Source organism: Johnsonella ignava ATCC 51276, assembly GCF_000235445.1.
In the GTDB taxonomy this organism is placed as follows: domain Bacteria; phylum Bacillota; class Clostridia; order Lachnospirales; family Lachnospiraceae; genus Johnsonella; species Johnsonella ignava.
In genome coordinates, this window is sequence record NZ_JH378831.1 from 148,630 (window position 1) to 173,101 (window position 24,472).

Sequence of the window (24,472 nt, forward strand, 5' to 3'; positions counted from 1 at the left end):
TTTTTATATTATACCTCTTTAAAATCTCCGTCTACTACATCACCATCCGGCTCAGCACCTCCCTGTCCTGCAGTGCTGTCGGCACTGCCTGCAGCCTGTGCTCCGGCTTGTGCATTTTCATAAACCTTAGCAAAAAGCTTCTGAGCAGTTTCCATAAGCTTCTCCTTGTTTGCCTTTATATCAGCAATCTGATCATCAGTCATAGATTCAGCAGGAGCACGGTTTATAGCCTCTTTTAACGCTGAAAGCTCAGCCTCAACAGCAGCTTTATCATTTGCATCTATCTTATCACCGACCTCTTCAAGTGCTTTTTCAGTCTGGAATACCATGGAATCCGCATCATTTCTTGTATCTATCGCCTCTTTACGTTTCTTATCCTGTGCCTCAAATTCAGCAGCCTCTTTAACAGCTTTTTCAATATCGCTATCTGACATATTTGAACCTGAAGTTATAGTTATATGCTGCTCTTTTCCGGTTCCGAGGTCCTTTGCAGAAACATTAACTATGCCGTTTGCATCTATATCAAATGTAACCTCTATCTGAGGAACACCCCTTCTTGCAGGAAGGATTCCGTCAAGTCTGAACTGCCCAAGTGTCTTATTGTCTCTTGCAAACTGTCTTTCACCCTGTACTACATGTATATCAACTGCTGACTGGTTATCAGCTGCGGTAGAGAATATCTGACTCTTTTTTGTCGGAATTGTAGTATTTCTTTCAATAAGCTTTGTAGCAACTCCCCCCATTGTTTCAATCGAAAGTGAAAGCGGTGTTACATCAAGCAGTAATATATCACCTGCACCGGCATCTCCGGCAAGCTTTCCACCCTGTATACATGCACCTATAGCTACACATTCATCAGGATTGAGTGTCTTACTCGGTTCATGACTTGTAAGCTGTTTTACCTTTTCCTGCGCATTTATCATACGTGTTGAACCGCCTACAAGAAGTACCTTTCCGAGATCCGATGCTTTGATTCCTGCATCATTTAATGCATTCTGTACAGGAAGTGCGGTTCTCTCAATCAAATCACTTGTAAGTTCATCAAATTTAGCCCTTGTAAGTGTCATATCAAGATGCTTAGGTCCTTCAGATGTAGCTGTTATAAACGGCAGATTTATATTGGTAGTTGTTGATGTTGAAAGCTCTTTTTTTGCCTTTTCGGCAGCTTCCTTAAGCCTCTGCATTGCCATTTTATCGCCGGATAAGTCAACTCCCTCAGTTTTCTTAAATTCACCTACCATCCAATTTGTAATTTTATTATCAAAGTCATCACCACCAAGACGTGTATCTCCGTTTGTAGCAAGAACTTCAATAACTCCATCACCTATCTCAATTATAGAAACATCAAATGTTCCGCCTCCGAGATCGTAAACCATGATTTTTTGTTCTTTTTCATTGTCAAGCCCGTAAGCAAGTGCTGCCGCAGTAGGTTCATTTATAATACGCTTTACATCAAGCCCTGCTATCTTACCTGCGTCCTTGGTTGCCTGTCTTTGTGCGTCATTAAAATATGCCGGTACTGTTATAACCGCCTCAGTTACCTTTTCGCCAAGATATGCCTCTGCATCGGCTTTAAGTTTTTGCAGAATCATTGCTGAAATCTCCTGCGGTGTGTAAGCCTTTCCATCAATAGTTGCTTTATAGTCTGTTCCCATATGCCTTTTTATAGAAGAAATAGTTCTGTCGGAGTTTGTAACCGCCTGACGTTTTGCAGGTTCACCTACAAGCCTTTCTCCCGCTTTTGTAAATGCAACCACACTAGGGGTTGTTCTTGAACCCTCTGAATTCGGGATAACTACAGGTTTTCCACCTTCCATCACTGCTACACAGCTGTTTGTCGTTCCTAAATCTATACCTATTATTTTACTCATTATTATTCCTCCAAATTTAATTTTAATTTTTATATTAAATATAACTATATTTTAATTTTTAATATTTTAATCTTTTATGTTTTTTATATTTAGTTTGCAACCTTTACCATACAGAACCTGAGTACACTGTCTTTGTACATATAGCCTTTCTGAAACACTTCAACTACTGTATTTTCTTCCACTTCCTCATCCTCAATATGCATCACTGCATTATGGAAATCAGGATTAAATTTTTTACCAAGTGCCTCAATCTCTTTTACTCCTGAATCTTCAAGATCTTTAAGCAACTGTCTGTATATCATATCCATACCTTCAGCAAAGGCTTCACACTCCTTATCCTCAGGCACATTTTTAAGTGCCCTTTCAAAGTTGTCTATAGTCGGAAGTATCTTTTCTGCAATATTTTTCGCACCGATATCAAACATGGCTGATTTTTCCTTCTCACTTCGTTTTCTGAAATTATCAAACTCAGCCATATTTCTACGAACTCTGTCCTCAAGCTCAGAGATTTTTTTATCTCTTTCATCCCCTTTTTCTTTACTTTTGGACTTTTCTTTGTCCGAAGTATCCTTTTCAGCTTCTTTTTTACTGTTTTCTGCCTCCCCGGCACAACAGTCTCCGGCAGAGTCCTCCGACTTATCGGCATTTTCGCCCGTTGACGAAAAACCTTCTGATTGTGCTGTATCCGTATCATCGCTGTTTTTATTATTATCTTCACAGTGATTTTCAGATTCATCATCAACAGTTTCAAAAAAATCATCTTCTAAGTCAGCTTCCTGCTCGTTACCGCCTTTAACAGTATCTTTACCGGAGCTTTCAGAAGATTGTCTATCATGCTCCCTCCCGGTAGACTTATATGAATTTTCCTTTTCTTTCACCTTTTTTTCCTTTCGTACTGGTTCTTGTAGTTATTTATTTTTCCTATTATCATATTTTAAATTATTATATTTTAAATCAATTTATATTTCTGTTATAGTTTAAATTAATTAAATATATTTAACCATATGCACTGAAATCTTTTAATGTGTCATTACTCTCATTATATGCTTACGGCTTATAATCCATTTTAATATATAAAATTTTATAATAATAAAGTCTTATAAGCATATACTGCTATTGTAAAGTCATCCATCCTTATCAAAATTCTCCTTTATACCGCTCATAACCGCTCTTACTGTTTTAACCACCCTTTCATAATCCATACGCTTAGGACCTACAATTCCAATAGTTCCTCTTATGCCCTGTCCAAATTCATAAGTTGCAGTAACAACAGAATAGTCCTGCATACTCTGTACCGGCAGTTCATCGCCTATATAAACATGAAACTCACCTGGAGTCGAAGCTCCTCCGGCACCTGCTTCATTAAAGATTTCTCTTAATTTATCCTTTTCTTCAAAAGCATTTATAAGACGGCTCGCCTTTTCCTTATCTGAAAGCTCAGGATATTTAAATATATTAGTGGCACCGCTTGTATAAATTTTAAAGTCCTCATTATCATTGCTTAGAACTTCTGCAATCTCCGATACCACCATACCGGCAATATCTGCGGAGATGCCTGCATCCTCTTTCAGCTTTGCAATAATGTTTAAATTTATCTCATCAATTCCCAGCCCGTTTATACTTGTATTTAAAAGGAAATTCAGATTGAATATCTCCTTATCGGAAACAACTCTGCCCGTATCTATTATACGATTGTTAATAATGTTTCCCTCAAGTACGGTAACTAACAGCAGCTTATGCTTCTCAATTGCAGAAAGCTGTATAAATTTAAGTTTATTGCCATGTATACTTGGCCCGCTTATCATAGTTGCATACTTTGTATTTGAGGCTATAATTTTTGCCAGCTTTTGCAGTACTACTTCAAGTCTGTCAACCTTCTGCACCATAAATTCCTTAAACGCATCCATCTCCAGCTGCTTTTCCTTTAAAATCTCATCAACATAGAAACGATAGCCTTTATCTGACGGTATCCTGCCGGCAGAAGTATGCGGCTGCATGATATATCCCATTTCTTCCAGATCGCTCATCTCATTTCTTATCGTCGCTGAACTTAAATTAAGCCCTGCAATCTTTGATATGGTTCTTGAACCTACAGGTTCTCCCGTTTCCATATAGCTTTTAATAATGGCTTTAAGTATCTTTACCTTTCTATCATCAGGCTCCAATCCGGATTTCCTCCTTTCTAAACCACCTATTTAAATGCTTCTTGCTTATTTTAATTAAATAAATAATGGTTTTTTTGTTAGCACTCATGTCTTGAGAGTGCTAATTTATGTATACTATATGATATATACATCTGTTTGTCAAGGATTAAATAAAATTATTTATTGAACATTTTGTGAATAAAATCAAAGTTTTTATCCTTTATAGAGCTTGTTTATGGCTTAAAGAAAATATACTCCAAACCAATATAACTGACCACTGATAAAATACACTGAATATAGGATTACTGAATAATTTATTCCCATTTACCTGCATCATTTCTCAGTAGCTTTTATTTTTATCCTCATCATAATTTAGGCTAAGCAACATGATTTTTACTTTAGAATTTTAAGAAAGTATACTATTTCATCAGTCTCTTTAATATTATAAAGAAGCTTCTATGTTTAAAATTAAAAACAATTGCTTGTACAGCTTGAGATTGTATACTATAATACTAATGCTTTCTGATTCTCATTCAGAATGAAAATTTATACTACATAAAAAGGAGGTAATAATGTCAGTAGAAATAAAAAAAGTTGAGAAATTTCACCACCCCAAAGGCTTGTGGTTAGCCTGTATGGGAATGTGTGCATCAAGCTACCTTAAATATGCAGTATCTGGTATAGCGATTTTTTTCTACACCTATCAAATTAAGGAAGGCGGGCTTGGTTTAAGTGAAACTGATGCAGGTAAGCTTATTTCACTTACTGTTTCTATCGGAGCACTTGTGCCTGTACTAGGCTCAATTATTACAGAAAGATGGTTGGGTATACAAAAAGCCTTACTACTTTCATTTTTCTTTCAAGGTGTTGCATATTTATTTTTCTATATGTTTACACCTAATGTACCGCTTGTGCTTGTGGGAATTTTTATAAATATTTTTGCATCGGCATTTTTAAATAATAATCTGAGTGCCATTGTCGGTTTGTTATATTCAAACAAGGATCACTCAAGGAAAGATGCCGCATACGGATTTTTTTATATGGCGGTAAATATAGGAAGTTTCTTTGGTCCTATAATTGGCGGACTTATAACAGACAAGTGGATGGCAGTTAAAAACTCTGCTGGTGAGATCGTTACTTACGGCTACAAATATGCATATCTCATGGTTTCAATAGGTATGTTCATTACATGTTTTATTTTTTATATTCTTGCACCTAAATGGTTAAAGGAAGTAGGAAAGTACCCTGAAGGTAAAAAAACTAAGAAAATGAATGACAATGCTACTGCTGTTGTTAAAGAAAAGCTTACCGATACGGATAAGAGAAGAATAGTTGCAATGATTATAATATTTGTTTTTGCGACTATGTATTGGGCTGCGTATTTCCAGACTTCTTATAGACTTCTTATACAATCAATGCAATGGCAAACAAGTATGTAAATCTTAAAGTAGGTTCATTCAAAATACCGGTTGTATGGCTGATATCATTTAACGGTATCCTTTGTATCATACTTTCACCTATTTTTGGATCAATGTGGGTAAAACTTGCACACATGAAAATGGATCCTCCGGTTACTTTAAAAATGGCTGTAGGTATGATTATAACAGGAGCGGCATTCTTTATAATACTTGGAGGCTACTATTCCCTTAATGGAGTGCTTGATGAAAGCGTAAAAATGAGTTTATGGATAATGCTGCTTGCATACACCATACTGACTATCGGTGAGCTTCTTGTTTCACCTGTCGGAATGGCACTTTTTAGTAAACTTACCCCTGAAAGATTTTCGTCTTTAGGTATGAGTGGCTGGTACTTGTGTTACTTCTTCTCAGGACTTGCATCCGGTGCACTTGTATCGGTTACAGGCACTTGGGGATACGGAAAAATACTTTGGATACTGGGAGGAAGTCTTGTTATTGCAGGACTTGTTATGCTTGCATTAAAGCCTTTCCTTGAAAAACTTATAGCTATGGATCAGTTAGGAAAAGAATCCGAAGCGGTTGAATAGGTTTATAAATTAAATATCATTATAAAAAGGGGTTGTCGGGAAATATTTCCCGACAACCCCTTTTTGCGTTAATATTCTCGATAGCCTTGCTTTTTTATAGAAAGTTTTTTTATAAACAAAAAGGACTGTTTTAACAATCCCCTTTTGTTTATTATTGACTGCTATTATACCGTCTAAATAAAACAGGTTTTATTGACTTTTTTCTTTTAATAGCTGCCTGTGCTGCTTTGTCATATCAGAGGAAAGTTCTGTTTGGGGTACTGTATAATTATTTCTTCTTTCATATACAACTATATATCGTCAATATTATCCTTGAACCCTGATATGGATTTCAGTTTATAATTGATTTTATTTCTTCGCAGCACTCTCATCCCAGCTTCCATCCGCCTTTAAGAGATAGCCGTCCGGTGTTCTCTGACTCTTTAGCATCTTTCCCATGCTGCCGTCAGAAAGCGTATTAAAATAATACCACTTGCTGTCAATCTGCTGCCATCCGGTGCGCATAGCACCTCTGGTGCCGTCAGATACAGGATTAAGATAATACCATTCTCCCTTTCCATCTTCCATCCAGCCATAGTGCATAGCACCGGAGCTGTCCATAAAATACCAGTTTCCGTCAACATTCGCCCAGCCTGTAACCATCTCTCCTCTCTCGTTAAAGAGATACCATTTTTCCGAAAGATATGCCCATGCGGATTTTGCCGGTGAACCATCGACATCCAGTTGCCATACCGCTCCTGACTGCTTCCAGTTGCCATGATTATAAATTCCTCCACTAGTCCGGATATATGAATATGTACTGGAATAAATACTGCTATTTCCTGATTTAGAGCTTACGTTGCCATGGAAAGAAGATCCTGAACCGCTACCGCCGGAGCTTCGGGAACCTCCGCTACCGCCGGAACTTCGAGAACCCCCACCGCCACCGGAGTTTCTTGAGCCGCCGCTGCCGCCGGAATTTTTGGAGCCACCGCTGCCGCCGTGATCCGGTGAGGACGGAGATTCGCTACCGCCCGGTGTCGGTTCTGAGGGTGTTTGTGTCCCGCTATTTCCCGTTCCTGCCTGTACCTGCAAAGTAAAGCTTTCCGTGTAAACCCTGCCTGCAGAATCCATCGTTGTTACCCGCAGATGGATAATTGGCTCCGCAGCGGCATCCACACTCACTCCTGCTTTCAGCTTCAGCATACTGTCAGCGCTGACCTCAAAGCGTGCATCACTCACGGTGTAGCTGTGTGTATCTCCGACATTAGGATCAAGTGTTGTAAGCTTCCCTACTGTTTCTCCAGGTCTGCCTGCTGTCAGTGTATTTTTGGAAAGTGTAATTTTTTTCGGAGGATGGTTCTTGGGTTTCGTAACATCTATTGTAAAAGCTTTCGTTACAGAAGCACCAAGTGCATCTGTTGCCGTTACACGAAGAACTATCGTTTGCACAGAGCCAAATGGAATGTAGTTTTCCCCTTTTAAACGCAGCAGATTATCATATACTACCTCAAAACGTTCATCATCGACAGTATATGTATGGATATCTCCAATATCCGGATCCGTAGTAGTCAAACGTCCCACTTCCGCCAGATATTCATTGCTGTAAATGAAAAGAGGGTTAAGCGTAATGTCTGTCGGTGCATGATTTGCATAGTTTACCGGAGGAGTAGGAGGACTGACAGCATCTTCCGCATTTCCGGCTTTATCTGTATACTGAACCCGTACGGTAATTTCTTTTCCTGCATCTGCCGCTGTCGGTACATAGCTGGACTGTGTTGCGCCGTCAATGGCTGTTCCGTTCGCATACCACTGATAAGAAGAAATTGCTGTCGCCGGAACCCAGACCACATTATGGACATGAAGCTCTCCGTAATCGCCATCGTATACCTTAGCACTTAGCGTCCGCCCGGTATGTGCGATTCCTCGAATATAAACAGAGGCTCTGAAGCTGTTATTTTGAATTGTATTGCTGCTTTCTCCGGTAGTATCAACAATATTGGCACCATAAATGGTATTATCTCTGACTGTAACATTTCTCGTCGGATGAAGTCCATCGTTACGAAGCCGTATGCCCCAATGCGTATCATTTTCTGTGATACTTTGATCATGATACACAGTATTGCCGGTAATCTCACCACTTTGCAGACCCACCAGATTGATTCCGGTTCTGTTTTCAAGGACGGTATTGTCGGCAAAGATAAGATTTTCCGCAACACTGTTTGCATAGTGATTTCCAACCACAAACCCGGTACTGTTCCCCGAGAATACACAGTTGCGTATTTCAACATCTCTGACAATCGGATGATCCCCCTCGGGTTCAATATCAATTCCTGATTTTGGGGGTGTGCCATCAGATCGTTTAAACTCCGACTCCAGTATTTTGACATTCTGACCGCCTACAATCGACATCCCCTGACGGCGGTTATGGTCGCAGACAACCTTGTAGATGATGATATTTCTGCTGTCCTCTCCTAAAAATATACCATCTCCCCAAAATTCACCTGCATTCAAATTCTCAATAACCACATTGGTGGCATCGGTAATGCGAACTCCGTATCCGGTCTGCCCCAGATTTCCGATATGATTATCACGATCCCCAATCAGAGTGCCGCCGATAATATGTACATTATCGACATGCGTGATACTGAACATCTGATAAGATCTCTCCCCATTGGGAATAGCATGAAGTACGGCATCGTCAGCCATACGCACTATAATATTGCTTTTAAGTACCAGCCCCGCTTTTTCATAGCTGTGTCCCTTCTGATACAGGGTGTTAATCATGTAGTTGCCTGCCGGAATGTCTACGATTCCTCCGCCTGCCGCAGAAGCTGCATCGATGGCTTTTTGTATCGCTGCGGTATCATCACTCACACCATCCGCCGCCGCACCATAGGCTGCATCACGAACATTTGCCACAAAACCGGTAACAGGATCAGGAACATAAACACCTGTTGATGCTGCCGCTTCCTGTGAAAAAATACACAGAAAACAAACCAGCATCGGCATAAAGTATACGAACCCTTTCTTTTTCAATTTCATTCCTCCTTTTTGATATTTATAATGAGCATTTTATAAATGCCTGAAACCCTTGATTTTGTCGGGTTTCTTTTGTAAATTTATATAAATCGTCTCTCTAGAGGTGCTAAAATATAGGTAACAACATCAATAATTCTAACCCCCTATGGAGCAGAAAATTTATGACTGCTAAATATTATCAAGCTTACTTTACATGAACTTTTTTCAAATTGTCAAAATAAGCTCTTTGACAACTCTTGACTCAGGCATGATTTTATAATTTTGTCTTTAAAATTTACCGGCTTTTTATATTTCGATAAAACTGCTTTCTATAAAAACTGTTTTCTATGTTTTGATTTTCAAGAATCTTATTAGCCATTCTCTTTATATCTAAAATCCGGATAATGCCTAATTAACAAGTATTATTTTAATATCTTAAATTATTTTTTCGAATTTTTTTCTACACTAAATCTCTACCATTGATGGTATAATAAAGTATGATTAATAAATTAAAATACCATAAGAATTATACTTAACTTGGATAAACTTATCAACCGGTTTTACAATAATATTACGCTCAAGTAAACATTGGAAATCCGGCAGTAGAAAAAACACCGGATATTTATAAAAAGCATTAAAGATTTTTCTCACTATTCTTTTTAGCAAAAAGTTTAGGGAGTGTGCAACTCAAAATGAGCCACACACTCCCTATTTTGAAGCTGTCTATTTCCATACAGCCCCTTTAAAACTGCCAATATTTTATTTAATAATATTAAGCACAAAAGCCAGTAAAAGAAATGCCGCTGCGGCAAACTTGGTAAGCTTTTCCAAAGTGCCTTCCATTGAACGTGCTTTATTTCTGCCCCAGTATGAATCTGCAATTCCGCCTATTGATCCGAGCCCTTCAGAATTACCTTCCTGTAAAAGGACCACCGCAGCCAGAAAAATACATACTATTATATATACTACTGAAATAATATTACTTAACATATTCTACTCCTTACAAGCATATAAAAAGCCGATATTATCCAACTTTAATAATCTCACGCTTATTATAAGCACCGCATGCCTTGCATACTCTATGCGGCATCATAAGTTCTCCGCATTTGCTGCATTTTACAAGATTACTTTCTTTCATCTTCCAGTTAGCTCTTCTTTTATCTCTTCTGCTGCTTGATGATTTGTTTTTTGGACAAATTGACATAATAACACCTCCTTATCTTTGCAGTTACAGCCCGCAATATTATAACCAATTATACAATTTATGTCAAATAATTATTACAACAACATCATAATTTCAATATCATAATTATAATGATATATTTACTGTACTTATATCACCCTGTGTATAAAAGCCTGTCAATAATCCCGAAGATTTCCTGCCTGCCCCTTTTATCAGTGGCAGAAAAAGCTATTATATCACTGTTTGTATTTAATTCCTGTTTTATAATTCTGATATGCCTCTCCAGTACACTTCTTTTTATTTTATCCAGCTTTGTAGCTATTATCACCGGCTCAAAACCTCTTTTTAAAATCCACTCATACATAAGTTTATCATTTTCAGAGGGCTTGTGTCTTATATCCACTAAAAGAAATATACACTTTAAATTACGTGAAAGATTAAGATAATTTTCTATCATTCTTCCCCATTGCTTTTTAGCTTCCACTGATACATCAGCATAGCCATAACCCGGCAGATCAACAAAATATAAACTCATATCTCTTTTTTTCAGGTCGGCAGACGTTTCGGGAGATGTTATCCTCCCGTCTTTATAAGATGTTTTTTTTTCATCACGGAGAGCGGTATTTCCCTGCGTATCTGTGCTCATTTTAATTAAACATACCGCCTTATAAAAATTAATTGTCTGTGTTTTTCCCGGAGAAGATGATGTCCTCGCAAGTGATTTTCTGTTTAAAAGTGCATTTATAAGACTTGATTTTCCTACATTGGATTTACCGCAAAAAGCTATCTCGAGATAAATATTTTCAGGCAGCCTACTTGTAATTCCGCACACTGTTTCGAGCATTGCATCTTTTATAATCATATCCCGTTCTCCGCAGTTTTTTGTTTCTTCACATGAGTTGTTTTAATTTTTTTAGCTGTATCCTGCACTGCAAAAGCATGTTTTAATACCTTATCAAAACTTGCAGCATAGATTAGTTTAAGCCCGGCTGTAATCTCAGCGGAAAGTTCTTCTATATCAGGTTTGTTTTTTAAAGGAACTATAACATTTTTTACACCTGCCATCTTTGCCGCAAGTATTTTCTCCTTAAGACCTCCTACCGGAAGCACTTTACCTCTTAATGTAATCTCACCCGTCATGGCAGTGTCCGCTTTTACAGGTATAAGTGCCGCCGCCGACAGCATAGCTGTCGCCATGCTTATGCCTGCACTTGGACCGTCTTTAGGAACTGCCCCTTCAGGTATATGAAGATGAAGATCATTCTTATAAAAAAAATCATCTTCTATATTATATAAAGAAGCACAGGATTTTATACAGCTTAATGCTATTTGTGCAGATTCTTTCATAACATCACCCATATGTCCGGTAAGCACCAGATTACCTTTACCTGGCAATACATTTACCTCGATCTGCATTGTATCTCCGCCTACACTTGTCCAGGCAAGCCCCCTTACAAGCCCCACTTCATCAGCTTCGGAAGCATGGTCAAAATCCACTTTTTCCTTACCGAGATATTTTTTAAGCTGTCTCTCCCCGATCTTTACCTTGCCTTTTTTACCTTCAAGTATTGCTCTCGCACATTTTCTGTAAATTTCACCTATACGCCTTTCGAGGTTTCTTACACCTGCTTCTCTTGTATAGTTATGTATTATCTTAACTATTGCACTGTCTGTTATATCAACCTGCTTTTCATTCAATCCATTTGCTTCAAGCTGTTTTTTTAAAAGATAATTTTTTGCAATATGAAATTTCTCATTCTCAGTATATGAATTTACCTCTATGATCTCCATTCTGTCAAGCAGAGGACGAGGTATAGTGGAAGTAGTATTTGCAGTTGCCACAAACAGAACCTGTGAAAGATCTATGGGTATTTCAACAAAATGGTCTCTGAATTTATAATTTTGTTCCGAGTCAAGAACTTCAAGCAGTGCTGAAAAGGTATCACTCCTATAATCGCTTGAAGCTTTATCTATTTCATCAAGAAGCATAAGCGGATTTGATACGCCTACCTGTCTAAGACCTTCAACAAGTCTGCCCGGCATAGCTCCGACATAGGTTTTTCTATGTCCTCTTATTTCCGCCTCATCCCTTACTCCACCCAGACTTATGCGTATATACTTTTTCCCGAGTGCTTTTGCAATACTTTTCGCGACAGAAGTCTTTCCGGTTCCCGGCGGTCCTACAAGACAAAGTATAGGACCCTTTCCTTGGGGATTTAAGATCCTTACTGCCAGATACTCTATCACTCTTTCTTTTACTTTTTCAAGACCGTAATGATCTCCTTCAAGCACTGAGGCGGCATGTTTTATATCCTTATTATCATCTGTATATATACCGAAAGGTATATCAAATACCGTATCCAGATAAGTCCTTATAGTGCTTGCCTCTTGGCTGTTGCTCTGCATAGTTTTGAGGCGGTATATATCTTTTTTAATTTTATTTTTTTCATTTTCAGGAATACTAAGTTTTTCAAGTTTTCTCTCATATTCCTCACTTTCACTTATATGATCTCCATCACCAAGCTCATTATGTATTATCTTAAGCTGCTCTCTAAGAACATATTCCTTATGGTTATTGTCCATATTTTCTCTAAGCTGATTCTGAAAATCATTTTTTATGCGTATTATCTGGTTTTCCCTTGTAAGCTCCCTTATGACGGTTTCATATCTCTGGCTGTAATCAGCACCGTCAAGGACCTCCTGTTTTATCTTATAATCCCAGGGTATATCTGCCGCTATTTTTATAAGAAGCTCATCAAAATCAGTAATTGCAGAAAGCGTATCAAGCTCAAGACTTAATCTCTTGTCAGATCTTGCAAGGACGGCAAACTGTTCTATTACAACTCTCATCATAGCCTCTTTTGCAAGCGCATCATAAAGATCAGGTTTTTCATTGCATTCATCAGTATATACTTCAGATATTATATAGTCAGTATCTGAAATAATCCTGCCCAGCTTTACCCTGTAAAGTCCTTCTGCCGTAATTCTTAAATTACCTTTTTGCAGCCTTGCCGTCTGCTTAATTGATGCCAGAGTCCCATATTCATAAAGATCTTCCATCTTAGGATCATATACGCCCGGATCTTTCTGAGTTACAAGAAATACATTCTCATTATTGCTTCTCGCTATTTCTGCAGCAGCTATTGATTTTCTTCTTGTTATATCAAAATGTATGGTTGCTCCTGGCAAAAGGGTTATATTCTTAAGGGCAATAGTAGCAACCCTAAGTTTTCTTTTTCCTTTTGTAAACTCATCCATAATTATTTTTTAGGCTATCTCCGGATTATCTTTTTTAGATTTTTTATATTTTGTATTTACAATAGTATCTCTAAAAACAAATTCAGGTTTACCGCCTTCAATAGCATCTTTTGTTATAGTGCATATCCCGATATTTGAATCTGAAGGTATATCATACATGAGATCCATCATTACATTTTCCATAATTGAGCGGAGTCCCCTTGCACCTATCTTTCTTTCTATTGCAAGTTCTGCCACTTTTTTAACCGCTTCATCGGTAAACTCAAGTTTTACATCATCCATCTCAAAAAGCTTCTTATATTGTTTTACAAGAGCATTTTTAGGCTCTACAAGTATGCGTACAAGACTATCTTCATCAAGCATACTGAGCGATACCGTTATAGGAACTCTTCCTATAAATTCAGGTATAAGTCCGTATTTTATTAAATCCTGAGGCATAACCTGCTTAAACAGTTCATCTGCCGTATGCGTATGCCTTAAGGTGATCTCCGAATTAAATCCTATACTGCCTTTTCCAAGTCGTCTCTCAATAATTTTTTCAAGTCCGTCAAATGCACCGCCGCATATAAAAAGTATATTTGAAGTATCTATCTGTATAAGCTCCTGATGCGGATGCTTCCTTCCGCCCTGCGGCGGAACGCTTGCTATAGTTCCCTCAAGCAATTTAAGCAGTGCCTGCTGCACACCTTCACCTGAAACATCTCTTGTTATTGAAACATTTTCAGATTTTTTTGCTATCTTATCAATCTCATCAATATATACAATACCATGTTCCGCCCTGCGCACATCATCATCTGCCGCCTGTATAAGCTTTAAAAGTATATTCTCAACATCTTCACCTACATAACCGGCTTCAGTAAGAGTTGTGGCATCAGCTATTGCAAAAGGCACATTCAATATACCTGCAAGTGTCTGTGCAAGGTAAGTTTTGCCTGAACCGGTAGGACCCAGAAGCAATACATTACTCTTTTGTATCTTTACATCATTATCAGTTGAGGTTGCGTTTATAATCCTTTTATAATGATTATAAACCGCCACTGATAAAATCTTCTTTGCATTATCCTGACCTATAACATATTCATCAAGATAGCTCTTTATCTGCCTCGGCTTTGGCAAATTTATTTCCTTGTTAACAGGCTTTTCTTCTGCCTCCCCCGCAAGCTCCTCCTCAAGGATTTCTGCACAAAGCTCTATACATTCATCACATATATATATACCATCAGGTCCTGAAAGAAGTTTCCTTACCTCATTTTGTGATTTTTTGCAAAATGAACATTTTATCTTATCATCATTTTTACCTGGCATCAGTCAACCTCCTAGTGATGTGTAATTACTTTGTCCACTATACCATATGACATAGCTTCTTCAGCGGACATATAGTAATCCCTCTCCGTATCTCTTTCAATTACCTCAATAGGCTGCCCTGTATTTGCCGCAAGCATCTCATTCAGTCTTTTCCTGTCTTTTAATATCTGCTCGGCAACTATCTGTATCTCGGTAGCCTGACCTCTTGCACCGCCTGAAGGCTGATGTATCATAATCTCAGAATTCGGAAGTGCATAACGTTTTCCTTTTGCACCTCCTGCAAGTAAAAAAGCTCCCATGCTTGCAGCCATACCCATACATATAGTTGATACATCACATTTTACATATTGCATTGTATCATAAATAGCCATACCCGATACAACACTTCCACCGGGGCTGTTTATATAAAGGTTTATATCCTTTGAAGGATCTTCTGATTCAAGGAAAAGAAGCTGTGCCACAACAAGCCCTGCTGTAACATCATTTACTTCTTCACCCAAAAATATAATACGATCCTTTAAAAGTCTTGAATAAATATCAAAAGCACGCTCTCCTCTGCTTGTTGACTCTATAACTGTTGGTACTAAACTCATACTAACCTCCTTTTATTTCTGCCTTATAGGACAAATAAAAACTTAAGCAAACCTTTCTTGTATATAAATGGTTAATCTATAAGGATTTACGGACATAAATATAAAACACCATATACTCAACTGTCTGTAAATCACATTGTAATAGGGATATAAATCAAATTATACAAGTTTTGCCTCTGAAACAAGGAAATCTACAGCTTCCTGTAATTTCAGATTTTCCATTACATCATCAGCATTTTTTTTGCCAAATGCCTCTTTAAACTGTTCAATTTCCATCTTATAATTTTTTGCAAGCTTTTCAAGCTCTTCTTCAAGCCTCTCCTCGCTCACCGATATATCTTCAGCTTTTACAACGGCCTCAAGTACAAGGCTTGTCTTAATATTTCTTAAAGCCCTTTCTCTCATTTGCCCCCTGAGATCCTCCATACTCATGCCTGTATACTGCAAATACTGTTCAAGAGTAAGTCCCTGGTTTGAAAGGTTGTTTGCATAACTGCTTACCAGTCTGTCAATTTGTGCCTCAACCATAGGGTCGGGAATTTCAAGCTGTGCATTTTCAACCACCTTTTCAATCACGGCATTTTCATTCTCTGAGGCAGCATTTTTTTTCTTCACCTGTGCAAGCTTTTCTTTTAAATCCGACTTATATTCGTCAAGTGTTTCAAACTCGCTTACTTCACCGGCAAACTCGTCATCAAGTTCAGGCAGCTCTTTTTTCTTGATTTCCTTAATTTTAACTGTAAATACCGCAGGTTTTCCTGCAAGCTCTTTAGCATGATATTTCTCAGGAAATACAACATTTATATCAAATTCTTCACCTAAGCTGTGCCCTATAACCTGCTCCTCAAAACCCTCTATAAAAGAATGTGAACCTATTACAAGCGGATAATCCTCCGCCCTTCCGCCTTCAAATCTTACCCCGTCAACTTTACCGTCAAAATCTATAAGAGTATTATCTCCATTTTCAACAGGTCTGTCATCTATAGTTATAAGTCTTGAATTTTTTTCCTGTTCTTTTTTAAGAGCCTCTGATATGTCTTCATCATTGACTTCCTCATCAGCCCTCTTTACTTCAACACCCTTATATTCCCCAAGTGTAACTTCAGGTTTTACAGCCACCTTTGCACTATATACAAACTCTTTCCCCTTTGCCATTTCCTTTATATCAATCTCTGGCTTTGATACAACATTTAAACCTGATTCCTTTACCGCATCCGGATAAGTTTTATTAAATATTATATCAATAGCATCTTCGTATAAAGTACCCGGGCCATAAAATTTTTCAACCATGCCTCTTGTTGCTTTTCCTTTTCTAAAACCCGGTATATTAAACTTACTTTTATTTTTTTGAAATGACTCAGTAAGTGCCTTGTCAAATTCTTCAGCACTTACAGTGATAGTCAGTTCAGCCATATTTTTACCTAAATTTTCAACCTTTAAACTCATTTCTTAATAATTATCTCCTTAGTAGTCTGCTCTGTCTTTTATGTATATTTCAAATGGACATTATAACATAAAGAAAAAACAGGGGCAAGGACATTGAATTTATAAATTTTAAATTTTTTCAGATTTTTTCAATTTTATTAAAACCTGCTATAATATAATTGTTTAAAGTTCATCTGTTTTAATTATATTTATGAAAGGTTTGTCATGAAATACAGTAATAAAAATGAAGCATATATAATCATAGACTCGGTTCCCGGAGATAAATCAATATCACACAGGGCATTTATGCTGTCAGCAATAGCAGAAGGCAGTACATATATAAGCGGCATATCAATATGCCGGGACTGTTTAAGTACAATTAACTGCCTGCAATCTATGGGCATAAAAATAGATATAGATATATCAAAAAAAACAGCCATTGTACATGGAAAGGGTCTATACGGTCTTTCAAAACCCGAAAATGTCCTTGATTGCCAAAACAGTGCAACCACAATGAGGCTTTTAAGCGGTATATTAAGTGCCATGCCATTTGATTCCGTGCTAAGCGGAGATCCTTCATTAAAAAAAAGACCTATGAAAAGAATTATAGAACCGTTGAAACTTATGAACGGAGGCATATACTCATTAAACCATGATTATGCACCCCTTTATATAAAAGGCGGAAAACTAAACGGTATAAAGTATTTTTCAAATATCCCAAGTGCTCAGGTTAAATCAGCCATACTTTTTGCAGGGCTTTATGCAGGCAACACTACAACTGTCCTTGAACCCGAATTATCAAGGAACCACAGTGAACTTATGCTTAAAGACTTCGGTGCCGGAATCAGCACTGACTATTTTAAAGATACCTCTGACGGCTTTCATATAAGCACTACTATATCAAATACAGATAAACTTTATTCACATGATATACATATACCCGGCGATATATCTTCTGCCGCATACTTCATGGCTGCAGCACTTATAATTCCGGAGATGCATGTTTTAATAAGGAATGTAGGAATCAATCCCACACGTACCGGTATAATAAAAGTATTTAAGCAGATGGGAGCATATGTAAATATATATCCTGCTGAAAATAGTGGCTCAGAACCCTATGCAGATATTGAGATAAAAAGTTCACAACTTCATGGTATTGTAATTGAAGGTTCTGTAATTCCTACACTTATAGACGAACTTCCTGTAATATGTGCAGTATCATGCTTTGCACAGGGAACAACAATAATTAAGGATGCGGCAGAACTTAAAGTCAAAGAATCTGACAGAATAGCCGTTATGTGCAGCGAACTTTCAAAGCTCGGTGCCGATATTACCGAAACCTGTGACGGCATGATAATAAACGGTAAAAAAACGCTCCGACCTTCAAAAATCAATTCATACCATGACCACCGCATAGCTATGACATTTGCCGTATTAAATGCCGCTATAGGCGGCGGAATAAATATTAAAGGCAGTGAATGTGCTGATATATCATATCCCGGATTTTATAATGAACTAAAAAAAGTCTGTCAAAAAAGCTATTGAACATTATATAATGCAGGTCAAAGCTATATTATAACAGACTTAAGTTTTAAATTAATTAAACAAAAAGCAAAAAATACAATATATATTAAAATACATACTGTTTTATACCGTGTCTGTATGATTTTAGACACAGTAATATATGTATGCAGCAGTCTAAGGAAACGACCTTTAAATCATCGTTTCCTTGGACTTCATAGCTGTCCTCTTTCTTAGAGTGGAATCAAGAATTTTTTTTCTTATTCTTAGGCTTTTAGGCGTAACTTCAAGGAGTTCATCAGTATCTATAAATTCAAGTGCTTTTTCAAGACTCATAATCTTAGGAGGAACAAGCTTTAATGCATCATCTGAACCTGAAGCCCTTGTATTTGTAAGCTTTTTTGTCTTGCACACGTTAATTTCAACATCTTCAGACTTTGCACTTTGCCCTATTACCATGCCTGCATATACCTTTTCACCGGGACCTATAAAAAGCAGACCTCTCTCCTGTGCGTTAAAGAGCCCGTAGGTAATTGCCTCACCATTTTCAAATGATATAATCGATCCAGTTTTTCTGTAAAATAAATCTCCCTTATATAGACCGTAACCGTCATATTCTGTATTTATTATTCCATTCCCTTTTGTATCGGTCATAAATTCACCCCTATAACCTATAAGTCCTCTTGAAGGAATGGAAAATTCAAGTCTTGTATAACCATTATGGTTAGGACTCATACCATGCAATTCACCCTTTCTTGAAGTAAGTTTCTGTATCACAGTTCCTGAAAATTCATCAGGCACGTCAACATAAGCTATCTCCATAGGTTCAAGCTTCCTATTTCTATCATCAATACGATAAATAACTTCCGCCTTGCTTACAGCAAATTCAAAACCTTCACGCCTCATATTTTCAATTAAAACCGATAAATGAAGTTCACCCCTGCCTGAAACTTTAAAACAGTCGGACGAATCGGTTTCCTCCACTTTCAGGCTTACATCCGTATTTAATTCCTTAAAAAGCCTGTCTCTTATATTCCTTGATGTAACATATTTACCTTCAAGACCTGCAAGCGGAGAGTCATTTACCATAAAATTCATTGAAATAGTAGGTTCGGATATCTTCTGGAAAGGTATTGCCTTAGGATTTTCAGCACCGGCAAGCGTATCGCCTATATGTATATCCTCAATGCCTGATATCGCAACTATTGCACCTACATTTGCTTCACCGACTTCAACCTTTGTAAGTGCCTCAAATTCATAAAGCCTGCCTACTTTAACTTTTTTACGCCTTTCAGGATCGTGATGGTTTAAGAGCAGAAGTTCCTGGTTTACCCTTATGCTTCCATTCTCAACCTTTCCTATCCCTATCCTTCCTACATAGTCATTATAGTCTATAGTGCTTATAAGAAGCTGTGAAGCGGCATCAGTATCTCCCTCAGGCGGAGCTATATTTTTTATTATAGTTTCAAATAAAGGTGTCATATCATCATTATCATCATCTACATTATATCTTGCCCATCCTGCCCTTGCACTTGCATAAATAAAAGGACAGTCAAGCTGTTTTTCATTGGCATCCAATTCCATAAGAAGCTCAAGCACTTCATCAACCGCCTCAGCAGTCCTTGCCTGTACTCTATCGCATTTATTTATAAGACATATCAGATCAAGATCAAGATCAAGCGCTTTTCTAAGTACAAATTTTGTCTGCGGCATAGTACCCTCATAGGCATCAACCACAAGTACAACCCCATTTACCATCTTAAGCACACGTTCAACTTCTCCCCCAAAATCAGCATGACCGGGTGTATCTATTATATTTATCTTTACTCCGTTAAAACTTACAGCTGTATTTTTTGAAAGGATTGTAATACCTCTCTCACGTTCTATATCATTTGAGTCCATCACTCTCTCAACAATTTCCTGATTTTCCCTGAATATCCCGCTTTGTCTTAAAAGCTGGTCAACAAGTGTGGTTTTGCCATGGTCAACATGAGCTATTATAGCAATATTTCTTATATCCTGTCTTTTTGTAATCATAAAAATTTCTCTCCATACTATCTTTAAAGCTGTATAAGTTCAATTATTTACTTTAAGCTTATAATACAGATATTTCAGACTGTACTTTATATTTAAAACATTTAGGGTGTTTTTTTAACTTAAAAGTATATATCTTAAACACGGCTATAAAGTATACTACAAATATATAATTTTGCATACCCGGGCATGAAGCTGAAATATCATCAAGCAAAGAAAAGTATACTACAAATATATAATTTTGCATACCGTAAAGCACCTATCTGTAAATTTATACAATATCTTTTACTTAAATATTATATTCTTTGTATATTGCATTTTTAAAGTATAATATTGTATAATATACAGCTAATAATTTACAGAGCAGATATCATAAAGCTATACTCTGTATACTTTAAAATCTATATACAACTTTCTTAAAAGAAAATAGATTTTATATCTGTTTAATAAATTATATAAAATAATTAGGGAGGGACAAATTTGGAAAATTTAAACAATTATAACATTCAAAAAAGAGCTGTGGATTCAATTGCAAAAACCCAGCAGATTCCATACAGTCCTGTAGCTTTTGAAAAAGGGGAAGGTGCAATACTTTTTGACTTTGACGGCAAAAGGTACATAGATTTTCTTTCAAGTGCCTGTTCAGCCAACCTCGGACATGGCAATAAAGAGATAGCACAAGCCGTAAAAGCACAGATGGATAAACTCACTCAGTATACTTTTGCTTATTTCAACACTGCACCTCCTATGCAGCTTGCTGAAAAATTATGCAGTATAGCCCCGGGAAATTCACCCAAAAAGGCTTTGTTTAGCTGTACAGGTTCAGCAGCAATGGATTCTGCCATAAAAGTAGCAAGAGCCTATACAGGAAGAAACAAACTTATATCTATGGAAGGAGCCTATCACGGAAGCACCTACGGAGCCTTGTCGGTTTCAGCCTTGAGTCTTAATATGAGAAGACATATAGGACCTCTTATTCCTGAAGTTTATCATTTTCACTATCCGACAGATGAATACAACTGGGAAAAGTGTATTGAGGAAATTGAACATGCATTTTCATATTATCTTCCGCCTGATGAGGTTGCGGCAATCATAATAGAACCTATAGCCGCAGATATGGGACTTATAATACCGCCTGAAGAATGGATACAGAGCTTAAGAAAATTGTGCGACAAATATAAAATTTTACTTATAAGCGATGAAATACAGCTTGCACTTTGCAGGACAGGCAAATGGTTTGCAACAGAAAACTTTGGTATCGAGGCTGATTTGTATGTCATGGGAAAAGCGTTAGGAGGAGGTCTCCCATTAGGTGCACTTATAGGAAAAAAGGAGCTGCTTGACTGTCTTGAACCTCCGGCACATACATTTACACTTTCCGGAAACACTACTGTATGTGTAGCGGCACTTAAAAATATAGAAATCATGGAAAGAATAGATGCCAACAAACTTTCAATAGAAAAAGGAAATTATTTAAAGGACAAATTTTTAAAATTAAAGAAAAAATATGATTTTATAGGGGATATAAGAGGATTCGGATTAAGTCTCGGTGTTGATATAATCAATCCGTCAACAGGTAAAAAAGACCCCAAAGCCACTTCTAAAATCTGCTATGAATGTTTTAAACGTGGGCTTATATTGATTTTTTTAAATAAATCAACCTTAAGGATACAGCCACCTTTAGTAATAGAGTATGCCGAAATTGATGAGGCTATGGATTTACTTGAAAATGTAATGCAAGACTATAGTAACGGAGCTATAAGCGACAGTGTCCTTAATGAGATAAAAGGATGGTAGATTCCAATAAGCAATTAAAAAGGAGAAATTTTATGGATAAAAATTTTAATATAAAAACAATAATTATATTTGCCGGATCATATGTAGCCACAATCATCGGTTCAGGATTTGCAACGGGGCAGGAAATACTGCAGTTTTTTTCATATTACGGGATTTCCGGAATTATAGGGATATTTATAGCGATGTTTTTATTCTCTTTTCTTGGAATAGAATTTTTAAACCGTGGAAGAATTGTAAAACCGAAAGACACTATGAAAATGTTTACTCTGTATTTCGGCAAAACATTAGGTACACTGCTTGAGTACTTTGTCCCTATATTTTTCTTCGCAGTATTTGTAGTTATGATATCCGGTGCAGGAGATACAATTTCTGAGTATTACGGTCTTAATCGTTTTGTCGGAAGAATTGCAATGGCAGCTGCAGCATATATTACAGTCTCTTTAGGACTTAAAAAATTAGCAAATGTCATAGGAAATATAGGACCTGTAATAATAATATTTACAATATCCGTAGGACTTATAAGCCTTCTGATGCATTTAAACAATCTACCTGCATCACTTGAATATTTTAAAAATACCAGCAGCAGCCTTAATAAACCTGCTCCAAATGCTGTAATATCAGGTTTATTATATACAGCATACAATGTAGTGGTACTTGCAGGATTTTTAGGTGGTCTCGGTTCTACTGCAGAGCATAAAAAAGACACTTTCTGGGGAGGTTTACTTGGCGGAGTCTGCCTTATGCTTTCAGCAGGAGTTATGTATCTGGCTATGCTTGCACAATCCGAGTTTGCATTTAGCAAGGATATACCTACACTTTATCTTGCAGACCAGATAAGCCCTGTTATAGGCAAATTGTTTTCAATCATATTACTTTTAGGTATATTTTCTACCGCAACTCCTCTGTTATGGATGTGTTCAAATAGATTTGTACCTGATGAAAATCCAAAATTTAAATTTATAGCCCTTATAATAACAATACTTGGACTTATAGGCGGTATGTTTGAGTTTAAAGCTCTTGTAAGAACAATATATCCATATACAGGCTACATAGGAATTGTAATGATGGTACTTATAGCATTTAAGCTGTTTAAATGGAAAAGAGAAGGCAAAACCGGTCTTGAGGAAATGCAGGCAATTGAAAACACAAAGGAATAATGGTGAAAATATGTATGATATAAATAAATTATTATTAAATCTGGTTAAAAATGATTATTCAGAACATCTTTCAGATGAAAGCTTTATAGTAGATTGTTCTCTCGGTCAGAATCCTTATGGATTTAATCCTGATGTTAATGTAGATCTTGATATATTTAAAACACTTGATTCCTATCCGCATTCAGACAGTGAGTTAAAAAAAGCAATCATCAAAAGATTTTCAAAAAGAGTAGAGCTTAATGAAGATAACATAAGCCTTACATGCGGTTCTATTGAGGCTTTATTCTCATTGAACAGGGTTTTTATGTATAAAGGAAAAAAGGTAATAGGTACTGCTCCGCAGTTTACCGCAGTAATTGATGATATCCATATCTATGAAGCGGTTTATATACCTGTTTTTTTAAATAAAGAAAAGAATTTTAAGTTTAATACGGATGATTTTTTAAAAACAATATATGAAAACCACAGTTCCTATATTTATATAGACAACCCAAATAATCCCACCGGTCAGGTTATACCAATATCTGAAATTGAAAAAATTATAGCGGCTGCACAAAAAAATAATTCATTTGTATGTATAGATGAAGCTTATGGAGATTATATGGAAGATGATAATTCAGCCATAAATCTTATAGGCAAATATGATAATTTTGCTCTTGTAAGAAGCCTTTCAAAAGCTCTTGGCGCTGCAGGCATAAGAATAGGATATATAATTTCAGGAGCAAATTTCATAAAAATATTTAATAAAGTCAAACTTCCTTTTGCAGCCACAAGCCTCAGTATATATATCGGACAACAGATTGTAAATTCAGGATGGGAGGAATTTGCAAAGAAGCAATCAAGAAAAAATAAACCTGTAATACGAGAGAATCTTTCAGCTATAAGAACCTCATATACCGATGACAGTGTTCCTATATGCCTGTATTATGTTGAAAATAAGGACATAAACCTTGAAAAAGTTTTAATCAAACATGGCATAAGGGTAGTTACATGCGAAGGGTATGACGGACTTGGAAAAAACTATGTAAGAATAAATCTTAATAAGGATTTTAATACTATGCTTGAATGTCTTAAAAAAGCTGATAAAGAACTGTCCGGCATTACGTCATAAATATAAATCAGCCGAATCATAAAATTTAAAAAATTAAAAAAACAAAAAAGGAAACGTCTATATAGAAG

General features: G+C 36.8%; 18 protein-coding genes. 6 read left to right on the forward strand and 12 right to left on the reverse strand.

What is annotated here, in order from left to right; translation table 11 throughout:
• Nucleotides 1-8 precede the first annotated feature (8 nt).
• From dnaK to hrcA, 3 genes are all read right to left on the reverse strand, one after another.
• Nucleotides 9-1,871: a molecular chaperone DnaK gene (gene dnaK / locus HMPREF9333_RS05115; RefSeq protein ID WP_005540336.1), complete on the reverse strand. Its 1,863-nt coding sequence runs from the start codon at nucleotides 1,869-1,871 to the stop codon at nucleotides 9-11.
• Nucleotides 1,872-1,960: 89 nt separating this feature from the next.
• The gene (gene grpE, locus HMPREF9333_RS05120) at nucleotides 1,961-2,749 is read right to left on the reverse strand and encodes a nucleotide exchange factor GrpE (protein WP_005540338.1); all 789 of its coding nucleotides are present in this window, start codon (nucleotides 2,747-2,749) and stop codon (nucleotides 1,961-1,963) included.
• Between the two features lie 246 nt (nucleotides 2,750-2,995).
• The gene (hrcA, locus tag HMPREF9333_RS05125; RefSeq protein ID WP_005540340.1) at nucleotides 2,996-4,036 is read right to left on the reverse strand and encodes a heat-inducible transcriptional repressor HrcA; all 1,041 of its coding nucleotides are present in this window, start codon (nucleotides 4,034-4,036) and stop codon (nucleotides 2,996-2,998) included.
• Nucleotides 4,037-4,587: 551 nt separating this feature from the next.
• Between hrcA and HMPREF9333_RS13255 the strand changes: the two genes are divergently transcribed.
• Together HMPREF9333_RS13255 and HMPREF9333_RS13260 are read left to right on the forward strand one after the other, a co-directional pair.
• Nucleotides 4,588-5,454: an MFS transporter gene (locus tag HMPREF9333_RS13255; protein WP_005540342.1), complete on the forward strand. Its 867-nt coding sequence runs from the start codon at nucleotides 4,588-4,590 to the stop codon at nucleotides 5,452-5,454.
• Nucleotides 5,436-6,020, forward strand: a complete 585-nt coding sequence (locus tag HMPREF9333_RS13260; RefSeq protein WP_005540344.1) for a POT-type proton-dependent oligopeptide transporter — start codon at nucleotides 5,436-5,438, stop codon at nucleotides 6,018-6,020. Before HMPREF9333_RS13255 ends, HMPREF9333_RS13260 begins: the two co-directional genes overlap by 19 nt.
• 348 nt (nucleotides 6,021-6,368) lie before the next feature.
• On the opposite strand, the gene HMPREF9333_RS05135 is transcribed toward HMPREF9333_RS13260, so the two are convergent.
• The 8 genes from HMPREF9333_RS05135 to tig all read right to left on the reverse strand — a co-directional run bounded on the left by HMPREF9333_RS05135 (nucleotide 6,369) and on the right by tig (nucleotide 16,805).
• Nucleotides 6,369-9,044 (reverse strand): glycosyl hydrolase family 28-related protein, encoded by a 2,676-nt coding sequence (locus HMPREF9333_RS05135; RefSeq protein WP_040882312.1) that lies wholly within the window; start codon nucleotides 9,042-9,044, stop codon nucleotides 6,369-6,371.
• Nucleotides 9,045-9,779: 735 nt separating this feature from the next.
• Entirely contained in the window at nucleotides 9,780-10,010 is a 231-nt protein-coding gene (secG, locus tag HMPREF9333_RS05140; RefSeq protein WP_005540348.1) for a preprotein translocase subunit SecG, read from the reverse strand.
• 34 nt (nucleotides 10,011-10,044) lie between these two features.
• The gene (rpmF, locus tag HMPREF9333_RS05145; protein WP_005540350.1) at nucleotides 10,045-10,224 is read right to left on the reverse strand and encodes a 50S ribosomal protein L32; all 180 of its coding nucleotides are present in this window, start codon (nucleotides 10,222-10,224) and stop codon (nucleotides 10,045-10,047) included.
• Between the two features lie 133 nt (nucleotides 10,225-10,357).
• Nucleotides 10,358-11,065, reverse strand: a complete 708-nt coding sequence (locus HMPREF9333_RS13155; protein ID WP_005540353.1) for a GTP-binding protein — start codon at nucleotides 11,063-11,065, stop codon at nucleotides 10,358-10,360.
• A complete protein-coding gene (gene lon / locus HMPREF9333_RS05155; RefSeq protein WP_005540355.1) occupies nucleotides 11,062-13,461 on the reverse strand; it encodes an endopeptidase La in 2,400 nt (799 codons plus the stop codon). The genes HMPREF9333_RS13155 and lon overlap by 4 nt, the downstream gene beginning before the upstream one ends.
• A gap of 9 nt (nucleotides 13,462-13,470) precedes the next feature.
• Nucleotides 13,471-14,766 (reverse strand): ATP-dependent Clp protease ATP-binding subunit ClpX, encoded by a 1,296-nt coding sequence (gene clpX, locus HMPREF9333_RS05160; RefSeq protein ID WP_005540357.1) that lies wholly within the window; start codon nucleotides 14,764-14,766, stop codon nucleotides 13,471-13,473.
• Between the two features lie 11 nt (nucleotides 14,767-14,777).
• Nucleotides 14,778-15,359 carry an ATP-dependent Clp endopeptidase proteolytic subunit ClpP gene (clpP, locus tag HMPREF9333_RS05165; protein WP_005540359.1) on the reverse strand — a complete coding sequence of 194 codons (582 nt, stop codon included), beginning with the start codon at nucleotides 15,357-15,359 and terminating at the stop codon, nucleotides 14,778-14,780.
• Between the two features lie 159 nt (nucleotides 15,360-15,518).
• Nucleotides 15,519-16,805, reverse strand: a complete 1,287-nt coding sequence (gene tig / locus HMPREF9333_RS05170; protein WP_005540360.1) for a trigger factor — start codon at nucleotides 16,803-16,805, stop codon at nucleotides 15,519-15,521.
• A gap of 204 nt (nucleotides 16,806-17,009) precedes the next feature.
• On the opposite strand from tig, the gene aroA reads away from it, so the two are divergent.
• Entirely contained in the window at nucleotides 17,010-18,329 is a 1,320-nt protein-coding gene (gene aroA, locus HMPREF9333_RS05175) for a 3-phosphoshikimate 1-carboxyvinyltransferase (RefSeq protein ID WP_005540361.1), read from the forward strand.
• A 168-nt stretch (nucleotides 18,330-18,497) separates the two neighbouring features.
• Here aroA and typA read toward each other — a convergent pair whose 3' ends face one another.
• Nucleotides 18,498-20,342: a translational GTPase TypA gene (typA, locus tag HMPREF9333_RS05180; RefSeq protein WP_005540362.1), complete on the reverse strand. Its 1,845-nt coding sequence runs from the start codon at nucleotides 20,340-20,342 to the stop codon at nucleotides 18,498-18,500.
• A 477-nt stretch (nucleotides 20,343-20,819) separates the two neighbouring features.
• Between typA and HMPREF9333_RS05190 the strand changes: the two genes are divergently transcribed.
• The 3 genes from HMPREF9333_RS05190 to HMPREF9333_RS05200 are packed head-to-tail and all read left to right on the forward strand — an operon-like array spanning nucleotide 20,820 to nucleotide 24,404.
• Nucleotides 20,820-22,136 (forward strand): aminotransferase class III-fold pyridoxal phosphate-dependent enzyme, encoded by a 1,317-nt coding sequence (locus tag HMPREF9333_RS05190; protein ID WP_005540363.1) that lies wholly within the window; start codon nucleotides 20,820-20,822, stop codon nucleotides 22,134-22,136.
• A 32-nt stretch (nucleotides 22,137-22,168) separates the two neighbouring features.
• A complete protein-coding gene (locus HMPREF9333_RS05195; RefSeq protein WP_005540364.1) occupies nucleotides 22,169-23,293 on the forward strand; it encodes a YkvI family membrane protein in 1,125 nt (374 codons plus the stop codon).
• Nucleotides 23,274-24,404 (forward strand): aminotransferase class I/II-fold pyridoxal phosphate-dependent enzyme, encoded by a 1,131-nt coding sequence (locus HMPREF9333_RS05200; RefSeq protein WP_040882314.1) that lies wholly within the window; start codon nucleotides 23,274-23,276, stop codon nucleotides 24,402-24,404. Before HMPREF9333_RS05195 ends, HMPREF9333_RS05200 begins: the two co-directional genes overlap by 20 nt.
• The last annotated feature ends 68 nt before the right edge of the window (nucleotides 24,405-24,472 follow it).

Excerpts from the sequence above, each read along its gene's own strand:
- dnaK (WP_005540336.1), bottom strand. The coding sequence starts at position 1,871 with ATGAGTAAAATAATAGGTATAGATTTAGGAACGACAAACAGCTGTGTA.
- HMPREF9333_RS13255 (WP_005540342.1), top strand. The coding sequence starts at position 4,588 with ATGTCAGTAGAAATAAAAAAAGTTGAGAAATTTCACCACCCCAAAGGC.
- HMPREF9333_RS13260 (WP_005540344.1), top strand. The coding sequence starts at position 5,436 with ATGGCAAACAAGTATGTAAATCTTAAAGTAGGTTCATTCAAAATACCG.
- HMPREF9333_RS05135 (WP_040882312.1), bottom strand. The coding sequence starts at position 9,044 with ATGAAATTGAAAAAGAAAGGGTTCGTATACTTTATGCCGATGCTGGTT.
- secG (WP_005540348.1), bottom strand. The coding sequence starts at position 10,010 with ATGTTAAGTAATATTATTTCAGTAGTATATATAATAGTATGTATTTTT.
- rpmF (WP_005540350.1), bottom strand. The coding sequence starts at position 10,224 with ATGTCAATTTGTCCAAAAAACAAATCATCAAGCAGCAGAAGAGATAAA.
- HMPREF9333_RS13155 (WP_005540353.1), bottom strand. The coding sequence starts at position 11,065 with ATGATTATAAAAGATGCAATGCTCGAAACAGTGTGCGGAATTACAAGT.
- lon (WP_005540355.1), bottom strand. The coding sequence starts at position 13,461 with ATGGATGAGTTTACAAAAGGAAAAAGAAAACTTAGGGTTGCTACTATT.
- clpX (WP_005540357.1), bottom strand. The coding sequence starts at position 14,766 with ATGCCAGGTAAAAATGATGATAAGATAAAATGTTCATTTTGCAAAAAA.
- clpP (WP_005540359.1), bottom strand. The coding sequence starts at position 15,359 with ATGAGTTTAGTACCAACAGTTATAGAGTCAACAAGCAGAGGAGAGCGT.
- tig (WP_005540360.1), bottom strand. The coding sequence starts at position 16,805 with ATGAGTTTAAAGGTTGAAAATTTAGGTAAAAATATGGCTGAACTGACT.
- aroA (WP_005540361.1), top strand. The coding sequence starts at position 17,010 with ATGAAATACAGTAATAAAAATGAAGCATATATAATCATAGACTCGGTT.
- typA (WP_005540362.1), bottom strand. The coding sequence starts at position 20,342 with ATGATTACAAAAAGACAGGATATAAGAAATATTGCTATAATAGCTCAT.
- HMPREF9333_RS05195 (WP_005540364.1), top strand. The coding sequence starts at position 22,169 with ATGGATAAAAATTTTAATATAAAAACAATAATTATATTTGCCGGATCA.